This window comes from Caballeronia sp. TF1N1, from assembly GCF_022878925.1.
In the GTDB taxonomy this organism is placed as follows: Bacteria; Pseudomonadota; Gammaproteobacteria; order Burkholderiales; family Burkholderiaceae; genus Caballeronia.
On sequence record NZ_CP084626.1, the window covers coordinates 1,362,420 to 1,382,734 of the forward strand.

Genomic DNA, 20,315 nt, shown 5'->3' on the forward strand with positions numbered 1-20,315 from the left:
CATTTGAATGCAAAGTACCTTGGCTTTGCATTCTGCATCCAATGACGCCCCAAGCAACACAAGCACACGCCAAGCGCAGACAACCCCAGCGCTTACTGCCCGAAAAACGTGCCGAACGCGCGAGGTTGAGTGCTCGTCGTGCGACCAGCTTGCGACGACCCAGCCGTGACCGAACCATAGTCATTCGACTGCGTTGACGCTTGCGCAATGGATTGCGTGCCCACACGCGCTTCGGCTGCCTGAATGTTCGACGGATAGGTAGGATCGGCTGCGACCGGGTTGTAGCCGGCGTTCTCTAGTTGCGCGAGTTCGGCGCGAACCTGCGCGCGAGTAAGCGGCGCATCCGTTTGCGAGTAAGAAAGGGCGGGGACGGCAAAAGCAGCGGCGATGGCGATCGCAGAGAAGAACGGTTTCATGGATGTCGGCTCCGTGGTGGATAGGTCGTGCTCTTCGAATAGCTTTCGGGACAGCGTTTGCACGGAGTGTAGAGAGGGCTGAGTCGCGGATCATCTATCGATCCGTTGAAGGATCTTTCTAGGGATGGCAACAATCCATGGATGCGCTTGAATTAAAAATACCACTCACTGGCATACAAAATTAGGGTTTCACCTAGCCTATCGGCGTTCAAGACGTTCATCTTAAAATTAATCAACCGGACGGTCGGTTAATCGATATACTCGCTGCATCGCTTCTCAAAATAGAGCGGAGTCTCGCATGTACACGCAATCCCTCGATCTTCCGGGTCAGCCCGCGGTTTCGGACGCTTCAGCCGAGGCGTCGTCGCAACAGCAACATTTCGATGCGGTGATGCAGGCGGATAGCAAGATCGAACCGCAAGACTGGATGCCCGAGGCGTATCGCAAGACGTTGGTGCGGCAGATTTCTCAGCACGCGCACTCGGAGATCATCGGCATGCAGCCCGAGGGCAACTGGATCAGTCGTGCGCCTAGCCTGAAGCGCAAGGCGATCCTGCTCGCCAAGGTGCAGGACGAGGGCGGCCACGGCTTGTATCTCTACAGCGCGGCTGAAACGCTCGGCGTCTCGCGCGACCAACTGACCGACGCGCTGCATGCGGGCAAGGCCAAATATTCGAGCATCTTCAACTATCCGACGCCTACATGGGCCGACGTGGGCGTGATCGGCTGGCTCGTGGATGGCGCCGCGATCATGAATCAGATACCGCTGTGCCGCTGTACTTACGGCCCTTACGCGCGCGCGATGATTCGCATTTGCAAGGAAGAGTCGTTCCACCAACGGCAGGGCTTCGATGCCCTGCTCGCGATGATGAAAGGCACGCAAGCGCAGAAAGACCTCGTGCAGCAAGCCGTGAATCGCTGGTGGTGGCCCGTGCTGATGATGTTCGGACCGAGCGACAAGGATTCCATTCATAGCGGCCAGTCGTTCGCGTGGGGCATCAAGCGCATTTCGAACGACGACCTGCGGCAGAAGTTCGTCGATGCCACCGTCGAGCAAGCGAAGATTCTCGGCGTAACGTTGCCCGATCCCGATCTTAAATGGAACGAAGCGCGCGGTGCGCATGACTACGGCGAGATCGACTGGGACGAATTCTGGCGCGTGGTCAATGGTGACGGTCCGTGCAACAAGGAACGGCTTGCGACTCGCATAAAGGCGAATGACGATGGCGCGTGGGTGCGCGAAGCCGCGCTCGCTTATGCCGACAAACAAGCGCGCAAAGCGCAGAATCAGCAGAAACAGGCCGCATGAAGGAGACGACGATGAGCAAGGAATGGCCGATCTGGGAAGTGTTCGTGCGTAGCAAGCAGGGTCTAGATCACAAGCATTGCGGCAGCCTGCATGCGCCCGACGCGGGCGCTGCGTTGAGAATGGCGCGCGATGTCTATACGCGGCGTCAGGAAGGCGTGAGCATCTGGGTGGTGCCATCATCGGCTATCACGGCATCGGACCCGGCGGACAAGGCCGAATTATTCGAACCCGCGATCGACAAGATATATCGGCATCCTACGTTCTTCGTGTTGCCCGACGAAATCAATCACATGTAAAGGCGGGACATGACGACGCCCATTCCGACGCGCGAACATCTCGCTTACGTCCTGCGCCTCGCCGACAACGCGTTGATCCTCGGTCAGCGCAACGCCGAATGGTGCAGCCACGGTCCCGCGCTCGAAGAAGACATCGCACTCGCTAACATGAGTCTCGATCTCATTGGACAGGCGCGCTTGCTTTATTCGCATGCGGCAACGCTCGAAGCCGAGATGACCGGCACGCAGAAAACCGAAGACGACTACGCGTACTTTCGTGGCGAGCGTGAGTTCGCCAACTATACGATTGCCGAGCTGCCGCACTATGGACCGTTCGCGGGTACGGTGCGAACCGAGCGCGATTATGCAGTGACCATCGTGCGCAACTTCCTCTATTCGGCGTTGATGGCTGAACTATGGACGGCCTTGCAGGCATCGGCCGATGCGCAGCTTGCCGCCATTGCCGCAAAGTCGATCAAGGAAGTGCGTTATCACTTGCATCATGCACGCGACTGGCTCGTGCGCTTCGGCGACGGCACGGAGGTATCGCATCGACGCGCACAGGCCGCACTCGACTATTTGATGCCTTACACACGCGAGTTTTTTGCGATCGATGCAATCGAGCGTGCCGTTGCACAAGCAGGCATCGCGCCGCTTGCGAGCGATTCCGAAGCGGCATGGCGCGCACAACTCGACGACGCTTTAAACGAAGCCACACTCACCGCGCCCGCCGATGTAAAGCATGTCAGCACAGGCAAACTCGGCGAACACTCCGAGCATATGGGTTATCTGCTCGCGGAGATGCAAAGCCTCGCACGTCAGCACCCGGGCGCAAGCTGGTGAACACCATGCACGCCGATACTTTCTTGCAACACGTATGGTGCGTGCTCGAAGCCGTGCCGGACCCGGAGATCCCCGTCGTATCCATACGCGAACTGGGCATCTTGCGCGACGTGCGTCATGGCGCGGACGGCGTGCTCGAGGTCGTGATTACGCCGACTTACTCCGGATGTCCTGCCATGTCGCAGATCGCCGAGGACATCGCGTATGCAATCCATAACGCGAAGCTTGGGGCGCATCGCATTGAGACGGTGCTCGCGCCGGCATGGACCACCGACTGGATCACCGATGAAGCGCGCGACAAGCTACGACGTTATGGCATCGCGCCGCCGACGGGGCAATGTGGAACTGCTGCGCCGAATCAGGAGCAACCGCTGCGTTTCGTGCCATATAAGCCTATGAAGCAGGAGCCGGTCGCGTGTCCTCGTTGCGGTTCGACGCATACGGAAAAGCTCGCGCAATTCGGCTCGACGGCGTGCAAGGCGCTGTACCGATGCGTCGATTGCCGCGAGCCGTTCGATTACTTCAAGCCGTACTGATCCGTTTCTTTTTTATCGATTCGACGCTCATGGCCACTCCGCAATTCCATCCGCTGCGCATTCGCGAGGTTCGTCCTGAAACGGCCGACGCGGTCACCGTCTCGTTCGATGTACCGCCACTGCTGCGCGACGCGTTCCGCTTCACGCAAGGGCAGTTCGTGACCTTGAAGACGCATATCGACGGCGAAGAGACGCGCCGGTCCTATTCCATCTGCGTGGGTGTCACGGACTACGATCGCGATGGAGAATTGCGTATCGGCATCAAGCGCGTGCGCGGCGGGCGTTTTTCGAACTTCGCATTCGGAACGCTGAAGCCCGGCCACGAGATCGAAGTCATGACGCCCGATGGCCGTTTCTTTACGCATCTGAACGCGGACCACGCCAAGCATTACGTGGCGTTTTCAGGTGGCTCGGGCATCACGCCAGTGCTCGCCATCGTCAAGACCACGCTCGATATGGAACCCACAAGCCGCTTCACGCTTGTGTACGGCAATCGCAGCGTGGATGCGATCATGTTTGCCGAAGAACTCGAAGATCTCAAGAACCGTTATATGAGCCGCTTTTCGCTCTATCACGTGCTCTCGGACGACTTGCAGGATGTCGAACTCTTCAACGGCGTGCTGGACGAAGCAAAGTGCCGTGCGTTCCTGCAAACGCTGCTGCCTCCGCAAGAAATCGATGAAGCCTTCATTTGCGGTCCTGGGCCGATGATGGATGCGGCTGAAGCCGCGCTCAAGAGTTCGGGCGTCGCACAGAAACAGATCCATGTCGAGCGTTTCGGCACACCCTTGCCGCAAGCGGGCGTTCCGGCCGTCGAAATTACCGAGAACACGCCTGCGGCCGACCTTGAACTCGTCATCGACGGAAAAAGGCGCAAACTGCGTTTGCCCTATGAAGGCGTGAGTGTGCTCGACGTCGGACTCAAAGCGGGTTTGGCGCTGCCTTATGCGTGCAAAGGCGGCGTGTGCTGCACGTGCCGCGCAAAAGTGCTTGAGGGAGAGGTAAAGATGGACCGGAATTTCACGCTCGAGCAACACGAGATCGATGACGGTTTCGTGCTGACGTGCCAGTGTCATCCGGTTAGCGAACGCATAGTCGTGAGCTTCGACGAACGCTAGACACGTCTTAGCGTGGCTTTAGAAAAACGCCTCTTTTGAGTTTTGAGTGGGTGGGTTGGCGGGTCAAGGACGGGCGTAAGCCCGGCGAAGCGAATCCTTGAGGCGCCCAGAATTGATAAGCTGAGCCATGACAAAGCAACCTTGACGAATGAACTGTTCGAATCCGCTCTCGGTATAACCGCGCCCTGGTACGTTCAAGGCGTTGACTTCGATGCCGCTCAGCGTCAACTCACCATTGCCGTGGACTTCGTCGCGGGCACCCGGTTTTCCTATGTTGGAGTTGCCGGTGAGCATCCTGTCCACGACACGCAAATCAAGCGTCTGCGTCACCTGAATTTCTTTCAACACGAATGTTTTCTGGAAGTGCGGGTGCCGCGTGTGCGCTTGCCCGATGGCTCCGTGCGGTTGGTCGAACCTGATTGGGTCGGTCAACTCAGCGGCTTTACGCTGCTGTTCGAGGCACTCGTACTGATGCTCGCCCAGCAGATGCCGTTTGCCGCTGTCGCGCGTGCGGTCAACCTGTCGTGGCATCGAGTACACGCCATCTGTTCGCGGTATGTGGAGCTGGCACTCGCGGGGGCTGACCTGTCTGAGGTGAAGGCAGTGGCAATTGACGAAACCTCGTATCGGCGCGGTCATGAGTATCTGACGCTGGTCGCCGATATGCGAGCGCGGCGGGTCGTGTTCGTCACGACCGGCAAGGATGCCAGCACGATTGAACGCTTTGCGGCCTACCTGGGCGAACACGGTGGCACGTCCGAGCAAATCAGCTCGGTCAGCATCGACATGTCGCCAGCTTTCATCAAGGGCGTCAATGAACATCTGCCCGACGCGCGACTGACCTTTGACAAGTTTCACGTCGTTGCTCACGCGTCCAAGGCGCTCGACACGGTGCGCAGGCAGCAACAGAAGGTCGACCCGCAACTCAAAGGCATGCGCTGGACGCTGCTCAAAGATGCCAACAAACTGAATCTCGCCCAACTGACCGACCTCGAGGCGCTCGTCAGTCAGTACACCACCAGGCGCACGGCCCGGGCGTGGCTGTACCGCGAGCAACCGCGCGACATTCTTGAGCGCAAGCAAATCAATGTCGTGTCGGCGATGTTGCACCAGTGGTGTACGAACGTCATGCGCTCGAAGGTCGAACCGATGAAGGACGTCGCCCGACTGATTCGCCGACACTTCGAGGGCATTGTCGCCTGGACTCAGACGCGCCAGACCAACGGCTTCATCGAAGCCATCAACGGCCTGTTTCAGGCCGCCAAACGCAAAGCACGCGGGTACGCTCGCTTCGAAACCATGCGCACTGTCCTGTTTCTCATCGCCGGAAAATTCGACTTCTCGCGCTTTAATGAGCATGCCCGATGAGCCCCGTTACCCACTCCGTTTTCAAAAGAGCCAGAAAAACAATTCAGGAAATATCGGAAGAATTCTTTACGCATAAACCCTCGCAAGCGTTTGCACAAATTGTTTTGTAAGCTTTGTTTGTGTCATCGTACGGATGCTTTCAGCGCTTTAGTTGGCGCTTAGCGAAAAGTATTCGAAATAGCGAACATCAAACGGGGCAAGCGAAACTTCGATGTGGATCGTCAGACTCGCGCTTAAGCGCCCGTACACGTTCATTGTCCTGTCGCTGCTGCTGCTTATCATCGGCCCGCTCGTGATCATGCGCACGCCGACCGATATCTTTCCGAACATCGACATTCCGGTCGTTAGCGTAATCTGGTCATACACGGGCTTGCCTCCCGATCAAATGGAGCGCCGCATCACGCTTAATTACGAGCGTGGGCTTTCGGTGGCGGTCAACGATATTGAACATATCGAATCGGAATCGCTCCCAGGCATTGCGGTCATCCGCATATTTTTTCAGCCGAACGCAAACGTGGATGAAGCGATCGCGGAAATTACCGCGCTTTCGCAGACGCAGCTTCGTCAGTTGCCACAGGGCATCACGCCGCCGAACATCTTGCGCTTCAATGCGTCGACCGTGCCGATCTTGCGGCTTGCGTTGTCATCGTCGGAACTCACCGAGCAGCAGCTCTACGACTTCGGCAATAGCTTTCTCAAGACGCAGCTTGCGACAGTGCAGGGTGCATCCGTGCCGTTGCCCTATGGCGGCAAGCAGCGGCAGATCATGGTCGATATCGACTCGCGCCGGCTGCAGGCAAAGAATCTCGCGCCCACCGATGTCGTGAATGCCATCAGCGCGCAAAACCTGATCTTGCCGACGGGCACGACCAAGATCGGACCGACCGAATATCAAGTGGGACTCAATGCGAGCCCGGATACGATCGAAGGTCTCAACGACATTCCGATCCGAACAGGGCCTGGCGGCACCATCTATATTCGCGACGTGGCGCACGTGCGCGATGGCTTTCAGCCGCAAACGAATATCGTGCGACTCGATGGCACGCGTGCGGCGCTTCTGACGATCAACAAGAGCGGCAATGCATCGACGCTCGATATCGTGTCGCGCGTGAAGAACCTGTTGCCGACGCTGCGTGGCATGGTGCCCGAATCTTTAAAGATAGAGTCGGTCGCCGACCAATCGCTGTTCGTGCGGGCATCGGTAGAGGGTGTGTTGCGCGAGGCCGTGATCGCGGCGGGTCTGACCGCGCTCATGGTGCTGCTGTTTTTAGGTAGCTGGCGCGCGACGCTTATCATCGCCATCTCCATTCCGTTGTCGATGCTCACGTCGATCGTCGCACTCTCGGCGATCGGGCAGACCATCAACATCATGACGCTCGGCGGACTGGCGCTCGCGGTCGGTATTCTCGTGGACGATGCTACCGTCGCTATCGAAAACATCAGCCAGAATCTCGAAGAAGGCAAGGAACTGGAGCAAGCGATTCTCGATGGCGCGCAACAGATCGCCGTGCCAACGCTCGTTTCCACGCTTTCCATCTGCATCGTTTTCATTCCGATGTTCTTGCTTACCGGCGTTGCGCACTACCTCTTCGTGCCGCTGGCCGAAGCAGTCGTTTTCGCCATGATTGCGTCGTACTTCTTCTCGCGCACGCTCGTTCCGACGCTTGCGAAGTATCTGCTGCGCAACCACGAACACATGGGTGGCGATGTCGAATCGATGAAGGGTTCGCGCAACCCCTTCGTGCGTATTCATCTCGGTTTCGAGAGGCGCTTCGAAGCGGTGCGCGGACGCTACCGCGCCTTTCTCGAAGCTCGGCTCGCGCATCCCGCGCGCTTCGCTTCGTTGTTCCTCGTCTGCTGTCTGCTCTCGCTCGCCCTCGCACCGTTTCTTGGCCGTGACTTCTTTCCTTCCGTCGATTCGGGCGTGATCGCACTGCACTTGCGCACGAAAACCGGCACACGTATCGAGGAAACAGCGGCATTGACCGATCGTGTCGACAAGCGCATTCGCCAACTCATCCCGTCGCGCGAGGTGCATTCGATCATCGACAACATGGGCTTGCCGGTATCGGGCATCAATCTATCGTATAGCAACACCGGCACCATCAGTTCCGCCGATGCCGACGTGCTCATTACGCTCAACGAAGATCACGCGCCCACCGACGACTATATCCGCCAACTCCGCAAGCGCCTGCCGCAGGAATTCCCCGGCGTGGCGTTCTCGTTCCTGCCCGCGGATATAGTGAGTCAGATTCTCAACTTCGGTGTGCCGGCGCCGCTCGATATCGCCATCACGGGCCGCGATGTGCGTGGCAATCGCGCCTTCGCCAATCACTTGCTCGAGAAGATTCGTCGCGTGCCGGGCCTCGTCGATGCACGCATTCAGCAGCCTTCCGATCTTCCATTCGTCAACGTCGAAGTAGATCGTACGAAGGCGCTTCAGGCAGGCTTTACGCAACGCGATGTCGCAAGCAATCTGCTCATCACGCTGTCGGGAAGTCAGCAGACGACGCCTACGTTCTGGCTCAATCCCGCGAATGGCGTGAGCTACAACGTCATTACGTCCGCGCCGCAATACGATATGAACTCGTTGCAATCAGTCGCGAATATTCCAGTGACATCGGCTAGCGGCAAGACGAATATTCTTGGCGCGCTTGCTTCATTGTCTCGCGGGTCGCGCGATGCCGTTGTCTATCACTACAACGCGCAGACCACCATCAATCTTTATGCAAGCACCGAGCGGCGCGATCTGGGCGCGGTATCGGATGACGTTCAACGCATCATTGACGAAGCGCGCGGCCAATTGCCCAAAGGCTCGTCAATCGACATGCGTGGACAAGTCGAAACGATGAACGGTTCTTTCTCGGGCCTGGCGTTTGGATTGATTCTCGCCGTCGTGCTGGTGTATCTGCTTATCGTGGTGAATTTTCAGTCGTGGCTCGATCCGTTCATCATCATCACCGCGCTGCCGGGTGCGTTAGCGGGCATTGTCTGGATGCTCTTCCTCACGCATACGACGCTGTCCATTCCCGCATTGACCGGCGCGATCATGTGTATCGGCATCGCGACGGCCAACAGCATTCTCGTCGTGAGCTTTGCGCGTTCTGCATTGCAGGAACACGGCGATGCCATGCGCTCGGCGCTCGAAGCCGGCTACTCGCGTTTCAGGCCCGTGTTGATGACCGCACTCGCGATGATGATCGGCATGGTGCCCATGGCCATCGGTCTCGGCGAGGGCGGCGAACAGAATGCGCCGCTCGGCCGCGCGGTGATCGGCGGCCTGATGGTCGGCACCATCGCCACGCTCTTCTTCGTGCCCGTGGTGTTCTCGATGATCTATAAGCGTATCGAAGCGAAGCGCGGCGGCGCAAAGCACCTGGATGGCGAGCCGCAAGGCCAGTCGTGATGCCGATATTTACGGAGTTCGAATGAACGAGCAGTCAAACGAACGATCGACACGCAAGCGCGGGCGCATGTGGCTCGTGATCGCGCTCGTGGTCGTCGTGTTGCTGGTGGCGCAGGGTATCTGGTCACGCCATTCCGCGCACGCGGAGCTGGAACGCGATGCCGGCGAGCACAGCGTCCAGACCGTCGAAATCATCAAGCCGACGCGCATGAAGCCGACCCAGGACCTCGTGCTCGCGGGCGATATCCGTGCTTTCTCCGATGCCCCGATTTTTGCGCGCACCAATGGCTATCTGAAACGCTGGACCGCGGATATCGGCACCAAGGTGCGCAAAGGACAGCTGCTTGCGGAGATCGATGCACCCGAGATCAATGATCAGCTGCGTCAGGCTCGCGCCGATGCGCAGACGGCGCGCGCCAATTATTTGTTGGCGAAGACCACCGCCGATCGTTGGGTGCAGATGGCGAAGAACAACTCGGTCTCGCGGCAGGAGACAGATGAAAAGACCGGCGACATGCTCGCCAAGGAAGCTGCGTTCAACGCCTCGCAGGCGAACGTGTCGCGGCTGGAGCAGATGGTTTCGTTCCAGAAGATCTACGCACCGTTCGATGGCGTCGTGACGGCCCGCAACACCGATGTCGGCCAGTTGATCGATGCGGGCAGCGCGGGGATCGGCCGCGAGCTCTTCCATATACAAGATGCCACTACGCTGCGCGTGTTCGTCGATGTGCCGCAAGCCTATGCGCGGCTCGTGACACCCGGCTTGCCAGCGGAATTGATCCTCAACGAAGAGCGCAATCGCAAGTTCGAGGGCGTCACGGTGCGAACGGCGGGAGCGGTCGATCCGGTTGCACGCACCATGCGTGTCGAAGTCGGCGTGAAGAATCCGAGCGGGGAATTGCTGGCAGGCGCCTATGCGCAAGTGCGCTTTCACCTCACCAACGCGAGCGCGTCGTACACGCTACCCGGCAATGCGCTGCTGTTTCGTCCGGATGGCGTGCATGCGGCGAGCGTCGATGCGAACAATCGCGTGAAGCTGCTGCCAATCACGCTTGGAACCGATTACGGCACGCGCGTTTCGATCGCAGCCGGATTGTCGGGCGATGAGCGTGTGATCGTGAATCCGCCGGATTCGATCGTCGATGGAGCGGCGGTGCGTATCGGACGCGCGAACGCCACGCCTGGTGCGAGTCAACCGAAGCAGGGCGGCGAAGCATCATGAGCATGCTGCATGCAAAATGCCGAATGCCAAGTGTGGCGGCGGTGCTGGCGTTAATGTTAAGCGGATGCGCGGTCGGGCCGGATTACAGCAAGCCCGACGTGGCGATGCCCGTTGCATACAAAACGGCAGAACCCGCCGATGCGCCCGTTCATGCGGACACACTGCCGCAAAACTGGAAAGCCGCGCAGCCCGCCGATGCCAGGCAACGCGCTCCCTGGTGGGAAATCTACGGCGACCCGCAATTGAACGCTCTGGAGGAACGCGTCGCGAGCGCGAACCAAACGGTGGCGGCGGCATCCGCGCGTTTTCGCGGCGCGCGAGCGGCCGTCGCGCAGGCGCGTTCGGCATACTTTCCGACTGTCACGGCGAATGCTGCATTCAATCAGTCGCGGGCGTCGTCGAACATACTGTACAAGTCGAGCGCGGGCGTGACCGTGCCGGACTATCTGGTCGATGCGCAAATCTCGTGGGAGCCCGACTTGTGGGGCCGCATTTCCCGCGCCGTCGAAGGCGGACGTGCGGGAGCGCAGGCAAGCGCAGCCGACTTGCAAAGTGCGATCCTGTCGATGCAGGCCGAGCTTGCAAGTAACTACTTCGAGTTGCGCGGCACGGTGGAGGAAGAGCGGCTTTTAAAGGAGACGCTGCAAGCCTACGACAAGGCGCTCGTGTTGACGCGTGACCGGTTTGCAGGCGGCATCGCGGCCGAGTCCGATGTTGCGCAGGCGGAGGAGCAGTTGCGCTCGACGCAGGCGCAGTTGATCGATCTCGAAACCGCGCGCGCGAGCCTCGTGAATGCAATCGCGATTCTCGTTGGCGAGCCGCCGTCGAGTTTCACGCTCGATGTCGAGCCGCTCGATGAAGGGCATGCGCCGCGCCCATCGGCGGCACTCGCTGCGCTGCCGCTTTCCGTGCCTTCCGCGTTGCTGGAGCGACGGCCCGATATCGCGGCGGCCGAGCGCCGCGTCGCTGAGGCCAACGCACGCGTCGGCGTGGCGACGGCCGCGTTCTTTCCGAATCTGCTGCTTGCCGCTACGGGTGGCCTCGAAGCCACCAATTTCAGTTCCTGGTTGATGGCGCCAAGCCGCTTCTGGTCGCTCGGGCCGCAGCTCGCTTTCACCGCACTGGACTTCGGTGGCCGTGCCGCGGCACGCGATGCGGCACGCGCGACTTACGACGAGAGCGTCGCTGATTATCGTCAAACGGTGCTCACGGCTTTCGGGCAAGTGGAGGACAACCTCAACGCGCTGGAGGTTTTGCGCCGTGAGAGCGAAGCGCAACGCGACGCGGTCGATGCAGCGAAGCGCGCGTTATCGAAGGTTGGCAATCGCTACGAGAACGGCGCGATCACGTATCTGAACGTAGTGGTGACGCAGGCTATCGTGTTATCGGATCAACGCACTGAGGTGCGTATCGAGCGGCGGCGCATGGCGGCCAGCGTCGCGCTGATCAAGGCGCTCGGCGGCGGATGGACGACCGCCGCGTTACCAGATGCGGAAGAAGTATCGCGGCGAGAGTGAGAGGGCATTTTGCATTCGGTCTTTTGCATGCCGGAATTATGCATGCCGAATGCAATTGCCTGGCAGAAGCGCTCGCCATGTGAAACGCCGGGCCGCATTCGTCGCGTTCCCGGCGTATCGCCCAGCAGTCGAATACCTCAACCTTGCGCTTTCGGCCTGCAGATCATGAAGTATTGCGAACTCAACCACCAAGGCATATGCGGCACCGGGCTCATATGCACGGCATCGATATCGAAGCCCACGCTTACGAGATCGCGCAACTCACGGAAGTCGAAACCCTTATGCGTGATGCGCGGATTGATCGGCCGGCTCACGGACATGCCGACCATCGACTTGAGCACTTCGGAAGGCGTGTATTCCGACTTGAAGGAACGACTGCGGAGCATCCAGTTCGATACCTTCGGCGCGATCGCAAGGCCGTACATGATCGGCACCGAGATCACGAGCGCGCCGCTCGGCTTGAGAATGCGCGCGGCGTCATCGAGCAGCATGGCCAGTTCGTTGTCGTAGAGATGCTCGCAGACTTCGAAGGCGGTCAGCACGTCGACGCTTTGCGGCGTTACGTTGTTCAGCGACTCCGCGTATTTGACTTCGGGAAAGGTGGGCGCCATGTACGGATCGTGACCGACGAGCGTCACGTCCGGGCGCGCTTCGCCGAGCGTGTGCAGAAAGAGTCCTGGGCCCGCACCGAAATCGACCACCGTGCCGCGTTTCGCACATAGTCCGGTCACCAAATCGATCGCCATGTTCATGCGCGTTCGATGTGCATAACGCGCTAGCGGATTGCCGGATTTGACGGTTTGTTCTTCGTATGAAATTTCGCGCATCGGTGTGCTCCCCCTCGTTCGACTAGGCCACTTGTTCCTGGAATTTTCTGCGCCGCGTTCTTTTATTTTTATCGTTATGTCGGTTGATATTGCCGGGACTCACTGAGTCACGCAATCGACGACAGTAGGCCTTTAGCGCCTAACTTCTGCCGGCGTCCGCCACGTGCATCGGCCCTTGAGGCCTGTCTTGCAGCAGCGGAATCCAGACTACACGAAGAGCCACGCGCCGCATGCGATGAGGGCCACACTCCAGAGCCAATCGACGTTGACCCACCCCGTGCGTAGAAACCCGAGCCCCACACGCTCATGCACCGTCACGGCCAGCATGGAGATGACGGCAATGACGGCAAGCATCGACGCCGTGTGGATGGCGAGCGCGAGGGCGCCCGCTTCGAGCGCGCCGCCGGCAAGCTTGCCCGAGCACAGGGGCAAGAGCGCCGGCACGAGCATGAGGCCCGCGCCGTGTGCGCTCGACATCACGAACGACCACAACGCGAGGCCCGCGAGGCCCGTGCGCATGCCAACCGAAGGCCGTCCACGATGACCGCGCCACAGCCGCCATATGCCCCAGCCGATCAGCACCAGGCCTGCACCACGCGCGAGCATCTCATGTCCAAGCATGGTCCCGAGCGTAAGCGCGCCAACCAGCACGAGCCCTACCGATAACGCATGACCGAGCGCAATCGGCACGAGCGAGATCAGAACGACGCGCCTGCTATGCGCATAGAGTCCGAGCGCGACGGCAAAGAGCCAGCCCATTGCGGGATTGAGTCCATGAAAGGCGCCCAATCCCGCAGCCGTGAGCCATAACGCCGACGAGGAGGTCACGGATAGCAGAACGAATCCGACGAGCAATCGCCGCCTTGCAGCCTGATCTGATGCGGCCTGTGCCCCTTCGGCCAGTCGATGAAGAAGTTCTTGTCGGTGCTCAGGCCGCCGTTCGGATCGGCGTCGAGTTTCACCATCCAGCCGTCGATACCTTCGGGATAAAACTGCGCGTCCACCGCGCCATAAAGCGAATTGGTGAAGTAGACGCGCCGACCATCGCGACTGACTTCGACCATTTGCGGTCCGCCATTGAGTGCACCGTTTTTAGCGCCGGGATGAGTGGCGCGCGACACGATCCCACCGATGCGGACCTTACCTGTGAGCTTGGGCGAGAAGGGATCGGAGACGTCATACTGAAGCATGTCGCCCGTGCCCCAGCAGGACACGTAGAGGAAGCGATCATCCATCGAGAGATCGATGTCGGAGACGAGCGGCGGCACCGCGCCGAAGCCTTGAAGAAGCGGCGGCAGAACCGAGGCATCGGCAGGTTCCGCGGGAATGTCGATGATCTTCTTGACGGCCCACTTGTCCTTGTCGCGATACCAAGTCCATATCGACGAGGACAGATCCTTCAAGCTGATGACGCAATTCACGAAGCCGTACGCCTTGGTCGGATCGTGCGCGGGGCGCAGTTCGAACACGAGTTGATACTCGTCGCCAAAGTCGATTTCCTGAATATGCTTGCGCTTGGTGAAGTCCCAGAAATGCAGTTTTCTGCCGTATTTCGCGCCTAAAAGAAGTTCGGGTACGAGGCCGCTCTCGAAGGTATCGGGCGTGCCCCATTCGCTCGTCACCATCGTGTCGTAACCGAGATGCCACCAGCCATCGTAGGCAAGCTGTTGCGGGCCGCGGTCCACTTCCCATCGGCCTAGTGGATCGAAGCTCTGTTGATCGAGCATCAGCACGCCGCCGGGCGCTTTGCCTTCTGCATTGCCCAATGCCGTGACGTAGATGCCTCCCGGTCCGCAATGCACGGTATGCGGACGCGTATAGCCCGTTTTCTCGGCGAGTTCATCGGGCTCGATCGTACGCACGATCTTGAGTTGCTTTGGATCGGGCTTCGTATCGACGATATGAATGCGCGACGAGCGCAGCCCCGGCACCACGAGATAACGCCTTTCCATATGCGGGTGCGGCGCATTGGGGCAAAGACACGAAGAGCAGGCGTTCCAGCCGAAGTGATGCAGTTCGTCGCCGGTATCGGGCATGGCGAGTTCGCCGACGATCTTCGTATAGTCCGGCGAATCGGGATCGACATCGACGACCGCTAGCTTGTCGGGCGTATTGCGCTCGGGGTCGAATGTCGCGACATAGGCGAGTGTTTCTCGCGGAGCCTTGGCTGCAAGGCGAGGCGAAGGATAGAAGCTCGGGTCGGGTTTCCATGTTGCCATGTTGCACGTCTCCGGTTAGCGGTCCTTAAGCGGCTCTTCTAGAGCATTCTTGCGACTCTCTTACGTCTCTTCAAGTCTCTTCATCATAGGACAAGCGTGCGCGACTCGTTTTGTCAAGCTTCGAAGTATTTGCGCAATACAAAGCAACGTGCGCTTAAGGATCGCTCGATCGCTCCAAGCTCTACCTCAGGCTGGCTTGAAAAATTCCATCGGCATGCACTGCGCCGTGAAGTTCGTTTAAGTGCATGATGCCTGGAAGCGCCGCACGCTCTCAAGCAGTGCAAGCGTCGCCCCTTGTTCCGCTAAGGAGGTTGCTTATGACCGAACCGATGATCAGCCTGATGGTGGGCATTGTCGTGCTGCTATGCGCCGCGGTGATTCTCGTGATGCATCATCGTCATCCGCATATCAACGTCCCCAAGGCACGCTGGCTCGATACACATCCGCCGCGCGACTGGATGCGTCACAGACATTAAAGCTCACAGTGTTTTAAGCACATGCGGCGCCGGCTAGTTACCGGCGCTTTTTATTGCCTTGGCCTGGCTGCTATGAATCGCTTTAGCGTCTTGGCCCTTTCATCACTTCGGCTTCCATGGCGGCGTGCCATTCCTCGTTGTGCTCTATCGGGTCCATGTCTTCGTCGATGAACGCCGATGCACGCTCGGCCACGGAGCGCGTTTCCTCTTCATCGTCGATGTCGGCGGTATCGTCGTCATCGCCAGGAGGGTCGAGCATGTCCTTGATCATTGCGCTGAGTTCGGGCGTATCCCACGGCTCGTTCCGCTGCTTTTTCTTCTTGATGTAATGCCGCACTTCGGCGTCCTGCTCGGTGGTCAACGGCAGCCCGCGGAAAGTGCCTTGCGCGTCGAGGTCATCCATGATCGGTGCTCCTATTGCTAAGGCATTCAAGCGTTTTTGAGCCGTTCTAGTGTAACGCGCTTCGACCTCGTGCCACGTCGTATAAAATGGCGCGCTTTTCCCGAACGCATCGATACCTCGCCATGTGGTTCAAAAACCTCCAGCTTCACCGTCTGCCCGCACCGTGGAACATCACCCCTGAAAAGCTGCAGCAGTGGCTCGCGCCACTTGGCTTCAGTGCTGCATCGAGCGTCGAGAACGAACGGCGCGGCTGGGTTTCGCCGCGCGGCGACGACTCGCTCGTCTATGCCGTCAACCGACAGATGCTCATTACGTATCGCGCCGAGAAGAAGCTCTTGCCTGCTTCGGTCGTGACGCAGTTCACCAAGGAACGCGCGCTCGAAGTGGAAGAACAGCAGGGCTTCAAACCCGGCCGGAAGCAGATGCGCGAGCTCAAGGAGCAGATCACCGACGAACTCTTGCCGCGCGCGTTCAGCATCCGGCGCGATACGCGCGTATGGATCGACCCTGTAAATGGCTGGCTTGCGATCGACGCTGCGTCGGCGACGCTATGCGACGACATCATCGGTCTGCTCGCCAAGTCGGTGACCGATCTTCCGTTGATGAGCGTGCGCGTGGCACGGTCGCCCGTTTCCGCGATGACCGAGTGGCTTCTCACAGGCGAAGCGCCCGCGGGCTTTACGCTTGATCGCGATACCGAGCTGCGTTCTGCTGGCGAGGGCAATGCAACGGTCCGCTACGTGGGTCACGCGCTGGAAGCGGAAGACATGCGCCGTCATATCGAAGCGGGCAAGCAGTGCATGCGGCTTGCCATGACGTGGAACGACCGCGTTTCTTACGTCTTGACGCCATCGCTTACGTTGAAGCGGGTCAGCGCGCTCGACGTCATCAAGGAAGCCGCCGATCCCACCGCGACCAACGACGATGAACGCTTCGAATCCGACTTCACGCTGATGACAGGCGAACTCGCGCGCATGCTCGCCGACCTGACCGATGCGCTCGGTGGCGAGGAAGACCTTCGTGCAGCGGCCTAGATAGAAGCGGAAGCAGATGCAGCGGGTGCGAGAGAGGCGAAGGCATAGTTGTTCTTGCCGTTACGCTTGACTGTGTACATGGTGTCGTCGGCGACCGCGACGAGGCGCCAGTAGTCGCTCACCCGGTCCGGGTAGCTCGCGATGCCGATACTTGCTCGCACCAGCGAAAGACGCATCTGCATGTCGGTTTCGGTCACGCAATCGATGATCCGTTGCGCAATCGCGGCCAGCTCCTTGTCCCCGGAAAACTCGCGCACGAGCACGGCGAACTCGTCGCCGCCGATACGCGCGACGACGTCGCCACTACGCACGGTCTGGCGAAAGCGTCGCGATACCGCAATCAGGAACTCGTCGCCGATACGGTGACCGTGCGTATCGTTGACGCGCTTGAAGCCGTCGAGGTCGATATACAACACGGCGATGCGTGCCGGTTCGGCGCCGTTCGCAAGGCGCGCGGCCGACTCCTCCAGTGACGCGAACAGCTTGCGTCGATTGGGCAGGCCCGTCATCGCGTCGTGCAATGAAGCGTGTTCGAACTCATGCGACATGCCGACCAATTGTCGATTGCGTTTTGCATACATTCCGATCGCCGTGATCAACACGCCGAACACGATCGCCGATAACGCGATGAGCGTATGCGACACGCTCACGATGCGCTCGCGCAGATCGGCGCTGGCGCGGTCGCGCTCGGTGCGCCAGTAGGTATAGACGGAATCGAGCGCGCTGCTGGCCGCGCGAAAATCGGCCGCAGGCGAGAGGACGTCAGCGGGCATTGGCGGCGCGGGCACCGGGCTCGAACCGATGAGCGCGTGCAGGCTTCCGAGCCGCGCGGCAAACTCGATGCGCGCCTGGCGGTACGCAATGTGGTGCTGTGCATCGCTCGCCGGCGTGCCTAGCAGCACCACCGAGGCGCTACGCGCGGCATCGGCGCGCTCGACTGCTTCGAGCACGAGCCCGATGTATTCCTGATGCAATTGCACCGAGAAAATGGTGCGGACCTGAACCGCAAGAAAAAGCAGGCCGATGAGCAGCAGCGACAACGCCACGGCTGCAAGCGGAGCTGGCCCGCGAATGCCCGCACGCCGAGCGAGCGCCTGAACGGTATTCAAAATGCGATGCGGCAGCGGCCGATCCACGGCGTCTTCATCCGCGGGCATCGGTGGCGCTGCCGATGCTTCACGGACGGGAATATTCCTCTCGCTGACCGGCTGTTGCATTGCGTCGATAACTCACTCGATGGAAGAACGCGCCCACGCGCGCGAAGAGGCCGGTGTCCGTTCTGGCGCGCGCCGCGCGACGGCGTGCAGCCTGAGTCTGGCCGGCGCTCGCCTGGGCCGAAGCCGCGCGGTTTCCGCGCGCCGAGGCAGTTTGCGACTGAGGTCGCGTTGCGGCCACCGCGCTCGGACGTTGCACGGTCGGCGCCGCTTGCGTTGGAGCGGCGGCGATGGCGGCGGCATCCACTGTGTCCGCGCCATAGACGGCGGGTGCAGTCGTGCTCATGGACGCATCGCGAACGGAGACGGGCGCCGCTTCCACTGTGCCAACGGCTTGCGTCTGCGTTTGCACCTGTGCAGGCACCTGAGCCGCGACAAAAGTCGGTTGATCGACACCTAACGTCTGGCGTGCGCTGGACATCGCTTCGGCATAGACGCGTTGATCGTGCGAGAACCACATGCTGTAGGCGATGGTTCCCAACACGCCGACGGCCAACGCGCCCGCCGACGCGCTCCACAAGGCGAGACGCCCAAAGCGCAATGGTGCGCGCTGCGCCACGGGCTCATCCTCCAAATCGAGCGGCGGTGTTTCCATGGCAATGACAGTGGGATCATTCGCGGGTCGTGCATGACCCGCGATGCTCTCCTGGGGTAGTTCAGCGTGGTGAGGCATGACAGCGCTCTCCGGAACGTGATCGTCGGGCGGTGTCCAACGAGCGTTACACAACACGCTCGACACCGCCGTATAACAGTGGAATGGCGCGCATGCGATATGAAAGCCCGCGTGGCGCACCCATTCAAACGAATGGCCCAACTGATGATGAGTACAGCCTTGAAGATCGATGGCTATGCAGCGACAGCCGACTGATCCTTCTCGCCGCAATAAAGCATGCCGAACGCCTCCGTTACCTGGCGCTCAACAATGGATGCAATTCAGTTTGCTTTGCACGATGCCCGCGTATGGAGCGCTGGCGCCGCATTTTATAGGCGAAGTGCTTGGAGCAGCACCGTGCCATCGACATTTACAGGACGTGTCGCTCGCATTTTGAATACTACCGTAGCAGAGTTCACGCCCGCGCATCGAAATGGGGAATTTAGCGCTATTTGTCGGACGAGAAAGTCAAACTTATGTGCGGTAGCGCACATAAAATGCAATCGGACCATCAGGCGGATAGGTTCAGCCCGTGCCGGTGTGGAACGGTTGCGGCTCGGTGGCCTGAGGCAGGCCGAAGCGCTCGAACTCGGAGATTACTTGCGCACCAAAGAGCAACAACGTGGCGAGTGCCTCCAAACTAAACAGCACGACAATCGACGTCGTCAGCGATCCGTACACCACGCTTACCTGCGAAAGCGTCGCGAAGTACCAGACAAGCACGTGGCGCGTGATTTCCCAAAGAATGGCAGCGGTCACACTGCCTATCAACGCGAGCCGCAGCGACGGACGTCCCACCGGCATCACGAGATAGATCGATGTCAGCACGAACACTTCGCCCGCGAAACCGAGCAAATACAGCAAAAGGCGCGACACGCCCTTGAGCGATATTTCGATGCCGAGGAAATAGAGGCTGTTCGTGCCCATCGCCTGGAGCCCGTTCGACACGAAAGTCACGATCAGCATGCCGACGCCCAAGAACAGGATGTAGCAGTACGGCAGCAAGGCGGACAGGAGAAAGTGCCGACGGCGGATCGCCACGCGATGCACGAAGATCACCGACATCGCGTTCTCGAGCACGGTGAAGGCGAGCGAACTGAAAAAGATCATCGTGATGAGAAGAAGCCAACCGATGACCGCCCGATGCGTCAAAAAATTCGCGAGTTCACGCACGACTGCGCGTGCCTGTCCCGGCACGAGCCATTCGAGTAAATGGGAGAGCGTGTCGAGCAGTTCCTTCTGTCCGATGAATTTCGACAGCACGATCACGATGAGGATCAGAAGCGGCACGATCGACAAGAGCGCGTAATAAGCCACCGCGCCCGCGAGCAGCATGCCCTGGTTGGCGCGAAATGCCTTGATCGTGCGCATGACGAAGCCGAACGGATGACGTGCGACGTTCGCTACGTGCGGGCCCAGAATCGGGCCGAGTATCTTCGACATGGAGCCTCCGCGGCGCGTGGCCCACGGCGCCATGTCG

General features: G+C 59.8%; 19 protein-coding genes. 11 read left to right on the forward strand and 8 right to left on the reverse strand.

Going from position 1 to position 20,315, the window contains the following annotated elements:
- Positions 1-92 precede the first annotated feature (92 nt).
- Positions 93-416, reverse strand: coding sequence for a DUF4148 domain-containing protein (locus tag LDZ28_RS06285; RefSeq protein ID WP_244827834.1), 324 nt, complete (start codon positions 414-416; stop codon positions 93-95).
- Between the two features lie 298 nt (positions 417-714).
- Between LDZ28_RS06285 and paaA the strand changes: the two genes are divergently transcribed.
- The 9 genes from paaA (at position 715) to LDZ28_RS06330 (ending at position 12,010) form a co-directional block, all read left to right on the forward strand.
- On the forward strand, positions 715-1,725 hold the full coding sequence (gene paaA / locus LDZ28_RS06290) for a 1,2-phenylacetyl-CoA epoxidase subunit PaaA (protein WP_244827835.1): 1,011 nt from the start codon (positions 715-717) through the stop codon (positions 1,723-1,725).
- 11 nt (positions 1,726-1,736) lie between these two features.
- On the forward strand, positions 1,737-2,021 hold the full coding sequence (gene paaB / locus LDZ28_RS06295; RefSeq protein ID WP_244827836.1) for a 1,2-phenylacetyl-CoA epoxidase subunit PaaB: 285 nt from the start codon (positions 1,737-1,739) through the stop codon (positions 2,019-2,021).
- A 9-nt stretch (positions 2,022-2,030) separates the two neighbouring features.
- Entirely contained in the window at positions 2,031-2,843 is an 813-nt protein-coding gene (gene paaC / locus LDZ28_RS06300) for a 1,2-phenylacetyl-CoA epoxidase subunit PaaC (protein WP_244827837.1), read from the forward strand.
- Positions 2,844-2,848: 5 nt separating this feature from the next.
- Positions 2,849-3,379: a 1,2-phenylacetyl-CoA epoxidase subunit PaaD gene (gene paaD / locus LDZ28_RS06305; RefSeq protein ID WP_244827838.1), complete on the forward strand. Its 531-nt coding sequence runs from the start codon at positions 2,849-2,851 to the stop codon at positions 3,377-3,379.
- Between the two features lie 29 nt (positions 3,380-3,408).
- Entirely contained in the window at positions 3,409-4,497 is a 1,089-nt protein-coding gene (paaE, locus tag LDZ28_RS06310) for a 1,2-phenylacetyl-CoA epoxidase subunit PaaE (protein WP_244827839.1), read from the forward strand.
- Positions 4,498-4,638: 141 nt separating this feature from the next.
- A complete protein-coding gene (locus LDZ28_RS06315; RefSeq protein WP_244827840.1) occupies positions 4,639-5,865 on the forward strand; it encodes an ISL3 family transposase in 1,227 nt (408 codons plus the stop codon).
- Between the two features lie 211 nt (positions 5,866-6,076).
- A complete protein-coding gene (locus LDZ28_RS06320) occupies positions 6,077-9,271 on the forward strand; it encodes an efflux RND transporter permease subunit (RefSeq protein ID WP_244827841.1) in 3,195 nt (1,064 codons plus the stop codon).
- 22 nt (positions 9,272-9,293) lie between these two features.
- Positions 9,294-10,493: an efflux RND transporter periplasmic adaptor subunit gene (locus LDZ28_RS06325; protein ID WP_244827842.1), complete on the forward strand. Its 1,200-nt coding sequence runs from the start codon at positions 9,294-9,296 to the stop codon at positions 10,491-10,493.
- 23 nt (positions 10,494-10,516) lie between these two features.
- On the forward strand, positions 10,517-12,010 hold the full coding sequence (locus LDZ28_RS06330) for an efflux transporter outer membrane subunit (protein WP_244827843.1): 1,494 nt from the start codon (positions 10,517-10,519) through the stop codon (positions 12,008-12,010).
- 137 nt (positions 12,011-12,147) lie between these two features.
- Here the strand turns inward: LDZ28_RS06330 and LDZ28_RS06335 are convergent, their stop codons facing one another.
- From LDZ28_RS06335 to LDZ28_RS06345, 3 genes are all read right to left on the reverse strand, one after another.
- The gene (locus LDZ28_RS06335) at positions 12,148-12,756 is read right to left on the reverse strand and encodes a bifunctional 2-polyprenyl-6-hydroxyphenol methylase/3-demethylubiquinol 3-O-methyltransferase UbiG (protein ID WP_244827844.1); all 609 of its coding nucleotides are present in this window, start codon (positions 12,754-12,756) and stop codon (positions 12,148-12,150) included.
- A 288-nt stretch (positions 12,757-13,044) separates the two neighbouring features.
- Entirely contained in the window at positions 13,045-13,665 is a 621-nt protein-coding gene (locus LDZ28_RS06340) for a hypothetical protein (RefSeq protein ID WP_250492424.1), read from the reverse strand.
- Complete coding sequence (locus LDZ28_RS06345; RefSeq protein WP_244827845.1) at positions 13,662-15,056, reverse strand: selenium-binding family protein; 1,395 nt, start codon at positions 15,054-15,056, stop codon at positions 13,662-13,664. Before LDZ28_RS06345 ends, LDZ28_RS06340 begins: the two co-directional genes overlap by 4 nt.
- 317 nt (positions 15,057-15,373) lie before the next feature.
- On the opposite strand from LDZ28_RS06345, the gene LDZ28_RS06350 reads away from it, so the two are divergent.
- Entirely contained in the window at positions 15,374-15,532 is a 159-nt protein-coding gene (locus LDZ28_RS06350) for a hypothetical protein (protein WP_244827846.1), read from the forward strand.
- Positions 15,533-15,614: 82 nt separating this feature from the next.
- Here LDZ28_RS06350 and LDZ28_RS06355 read toward each other — a convergent pair whose 3' ends face one another.
- Positions 15,615-15,935, reverse strand: coding sequence for a hypothetical protein (locus tag LDZ28_RS06355; protein ID WP_244827847.1), 321 nt, complete (start codon positions 15,933-15,935; stop codon positions 15,615-15,617).
- A gap of 122 nt (positions 15,936-16,057) precedes the next feature.
- Between LDZ28_RS06355 and LDZ28_RS06360 the strand changes: the two genes are divergently transcribed.
- On the forward strand, positions 16,058-16,969 hold the full coding sequence (locus LDZ28_RS06360) for a recombination-associated protein RdgC (protein WP_244827848.1): 912 nt from the start codon (positions 16,058-16,060) through the stop codon (positions 16,967-16,969).
- Here the strand turns inward: LDZ28_RS06360 and LDZ28_RS06365 are convergent.
- The 3 genes from LDZ28_RS06365 to LDZ28_RS06375 form a co-directional block, all read right to left on the reverse strand.
- Positions 16,966-18,126: a GGDEF domain-containing protein gene (locus LDZ28_RS06365; RefSeq protein WP_244827849.1), complete on the reverse strand. Its 1,161-nt coding sequence runs from the start codon at positions 18,124-18,126 to the stop codon at positions 16,966-16,968. The genes LDZ28_RS06360 and LDZ28_RS06365 overlap by 4 nt on opposite strands.
- A 19-nt stretch (positions 18,127-18,145) precedes the next feature.
- Entirely contained in the window at positions 18,146-18,856 is a 711-nt protein-coding gene (locus LDZ28_RS06370) for a hypothetical protein (protein ID WP_244827850.1), read from the reverse strand.
- 504 nt (positions 18,857-19,360) lie between these two features.
- Positions 19,361-20,278: a YihY/virulence factor BrkB family protein gene (locus LDZ28_RS06375; RefSeq protein ID WP_244827851.1), complete on the reverse strand. Its 918-nt coding sequence runs from the start codon at positions 20,276-20,278 to the stop codon at positions 19,361-19,363.
- Positions 20,279-20,315 lie beyond the last annotated feature (37 nt).

What these genes read in the sequence shown, in the direction of transcription:
- LDZ28_RS06325 (WP_244827842.1), top strand. Translation starts at nt 9,294, where the DNA reads ATGAACGAGCAGTCAAACGAACGATCGACACGCAAGCGCGGGCGCATG.
- LDZ28_RS06285 (WP_244827834.1), bottom strand. Translation starts at nt 416, where the DNA reads ATGAAACCGTTCTTCTCTGCGATCGCCATCGCCGCTGCTTTTGCCGTC.
- LDZ28_RS06370 (WP_244827850.1), bottom strand. Translation starts at nt 18,856, where the DNA reads ATGCCTCACCACGCTGAACTACCCCAGGAGAGCATCGCGGGTCATGCA.
- LDZ28_RS06350 (WP_244827846.1), top strand. Translation starts at nt 15,374, where the DNA reads ATGACCGAACCGATGATCAGCCTGATGGTGGGCATTGTCGTGCTGCTA.
- paaE (WP_244827839.1), top strand. Translation starts at nt 3,409, where the DNA reads ATGGCCACTCCGCAATTCCATCCGCTGCGCATTCGCGAGGTTCGTCCT.
- paaA (WP_244827835.1), top strand. Translation starts at nt 715, where the DNA reads ATGTACACGCAATCCCTCGATCTTCCGGGTCAGCCCGCGGTTTCGGAC.
- LDZ28_RS06330 (WP_244827843.1), top strand. Translation starts at nt 10,517, where the DNA reads ATGCCAAGTGTGGCGGCGGTGCTGGCGTTAATGTTAAGCGGATGCGCG.
- LDZ28_RS06355 (WP_244827847.1), bottom strand. Translation starts at nt 15,935, where the DNA reads ATGGATGACCTCGACGCGCAAGGCACTTTCCGCGGGCTGCCGTTGACC.
- LDZ28_RS06320 (WP_244827841.1), top strand. Translation starts at nt 6,077, where the DNA reads ATGTGGATCGTCAGACTCGCGCTTAAGCGCCCGTACACGTTCATTGTC.
- LDZ28_RS06375 (WP_244827851.1), bottom strand. Translation starts at nt 20,278, where the DNA reads ATGTCGAAGATACTCGGCCCGATTCTGGGCCCGCACGTAGCGAACGTC.
- LDZ28_RS06360 (WP_244827848.1), top strand. Translation starts at nt 16,058, where the DNA reads ATGTGGTTCAAAAACCTCCAGCTTCACCGTCTGCCCGCACCGTGGAAC.
- paaB (WP_244827836.1), top strand. Translation starts at nt 1,737, where the DNA reads ATGAGCAAGGAATGGCCGATCTGGGAAGTGTTCGTGCGTAGCAAGCAG.
- paaD (WP_244827838.1), top strand. Translation starts at nt 2,849, where the DNA reads ATGCACGCCGATACTTTCTTGCAACACGTATGGTGCGTGCTCGAAGCC.
- LDZ28_RS06345 (WP_244827845.1), bottom strand. Translation starts at nt 15,056, where the DNA reads ATGGCAACATGGAAACCCGACCCGAGCTTCTATCCTTCGCCTCGCCTT.
- paaC (WP_244827837.1), top strand. Translation starts at nt 2,031, where the DNA reads ATGACGACGCCCATTCCGACGCGCGAACATCTCGCTTACGTCCTGCGC.
- LDZ28_RS06335 (WP_244827844.1), bottom strand. Translation starts at nt 12,756, where the DNA reads ATGGCGATCGATTTGGTGACCGGACTATGTGCGAAACGCGGCACGGTG.
- LDZ28_RS06365 (WP_244827849.1), bottom strand. Translation starts at nt 18,126, where the DNA reads ATGCCCGCGGATGAAGACGCCGTGGATCGGCCGCTGCCGCATCGCATT.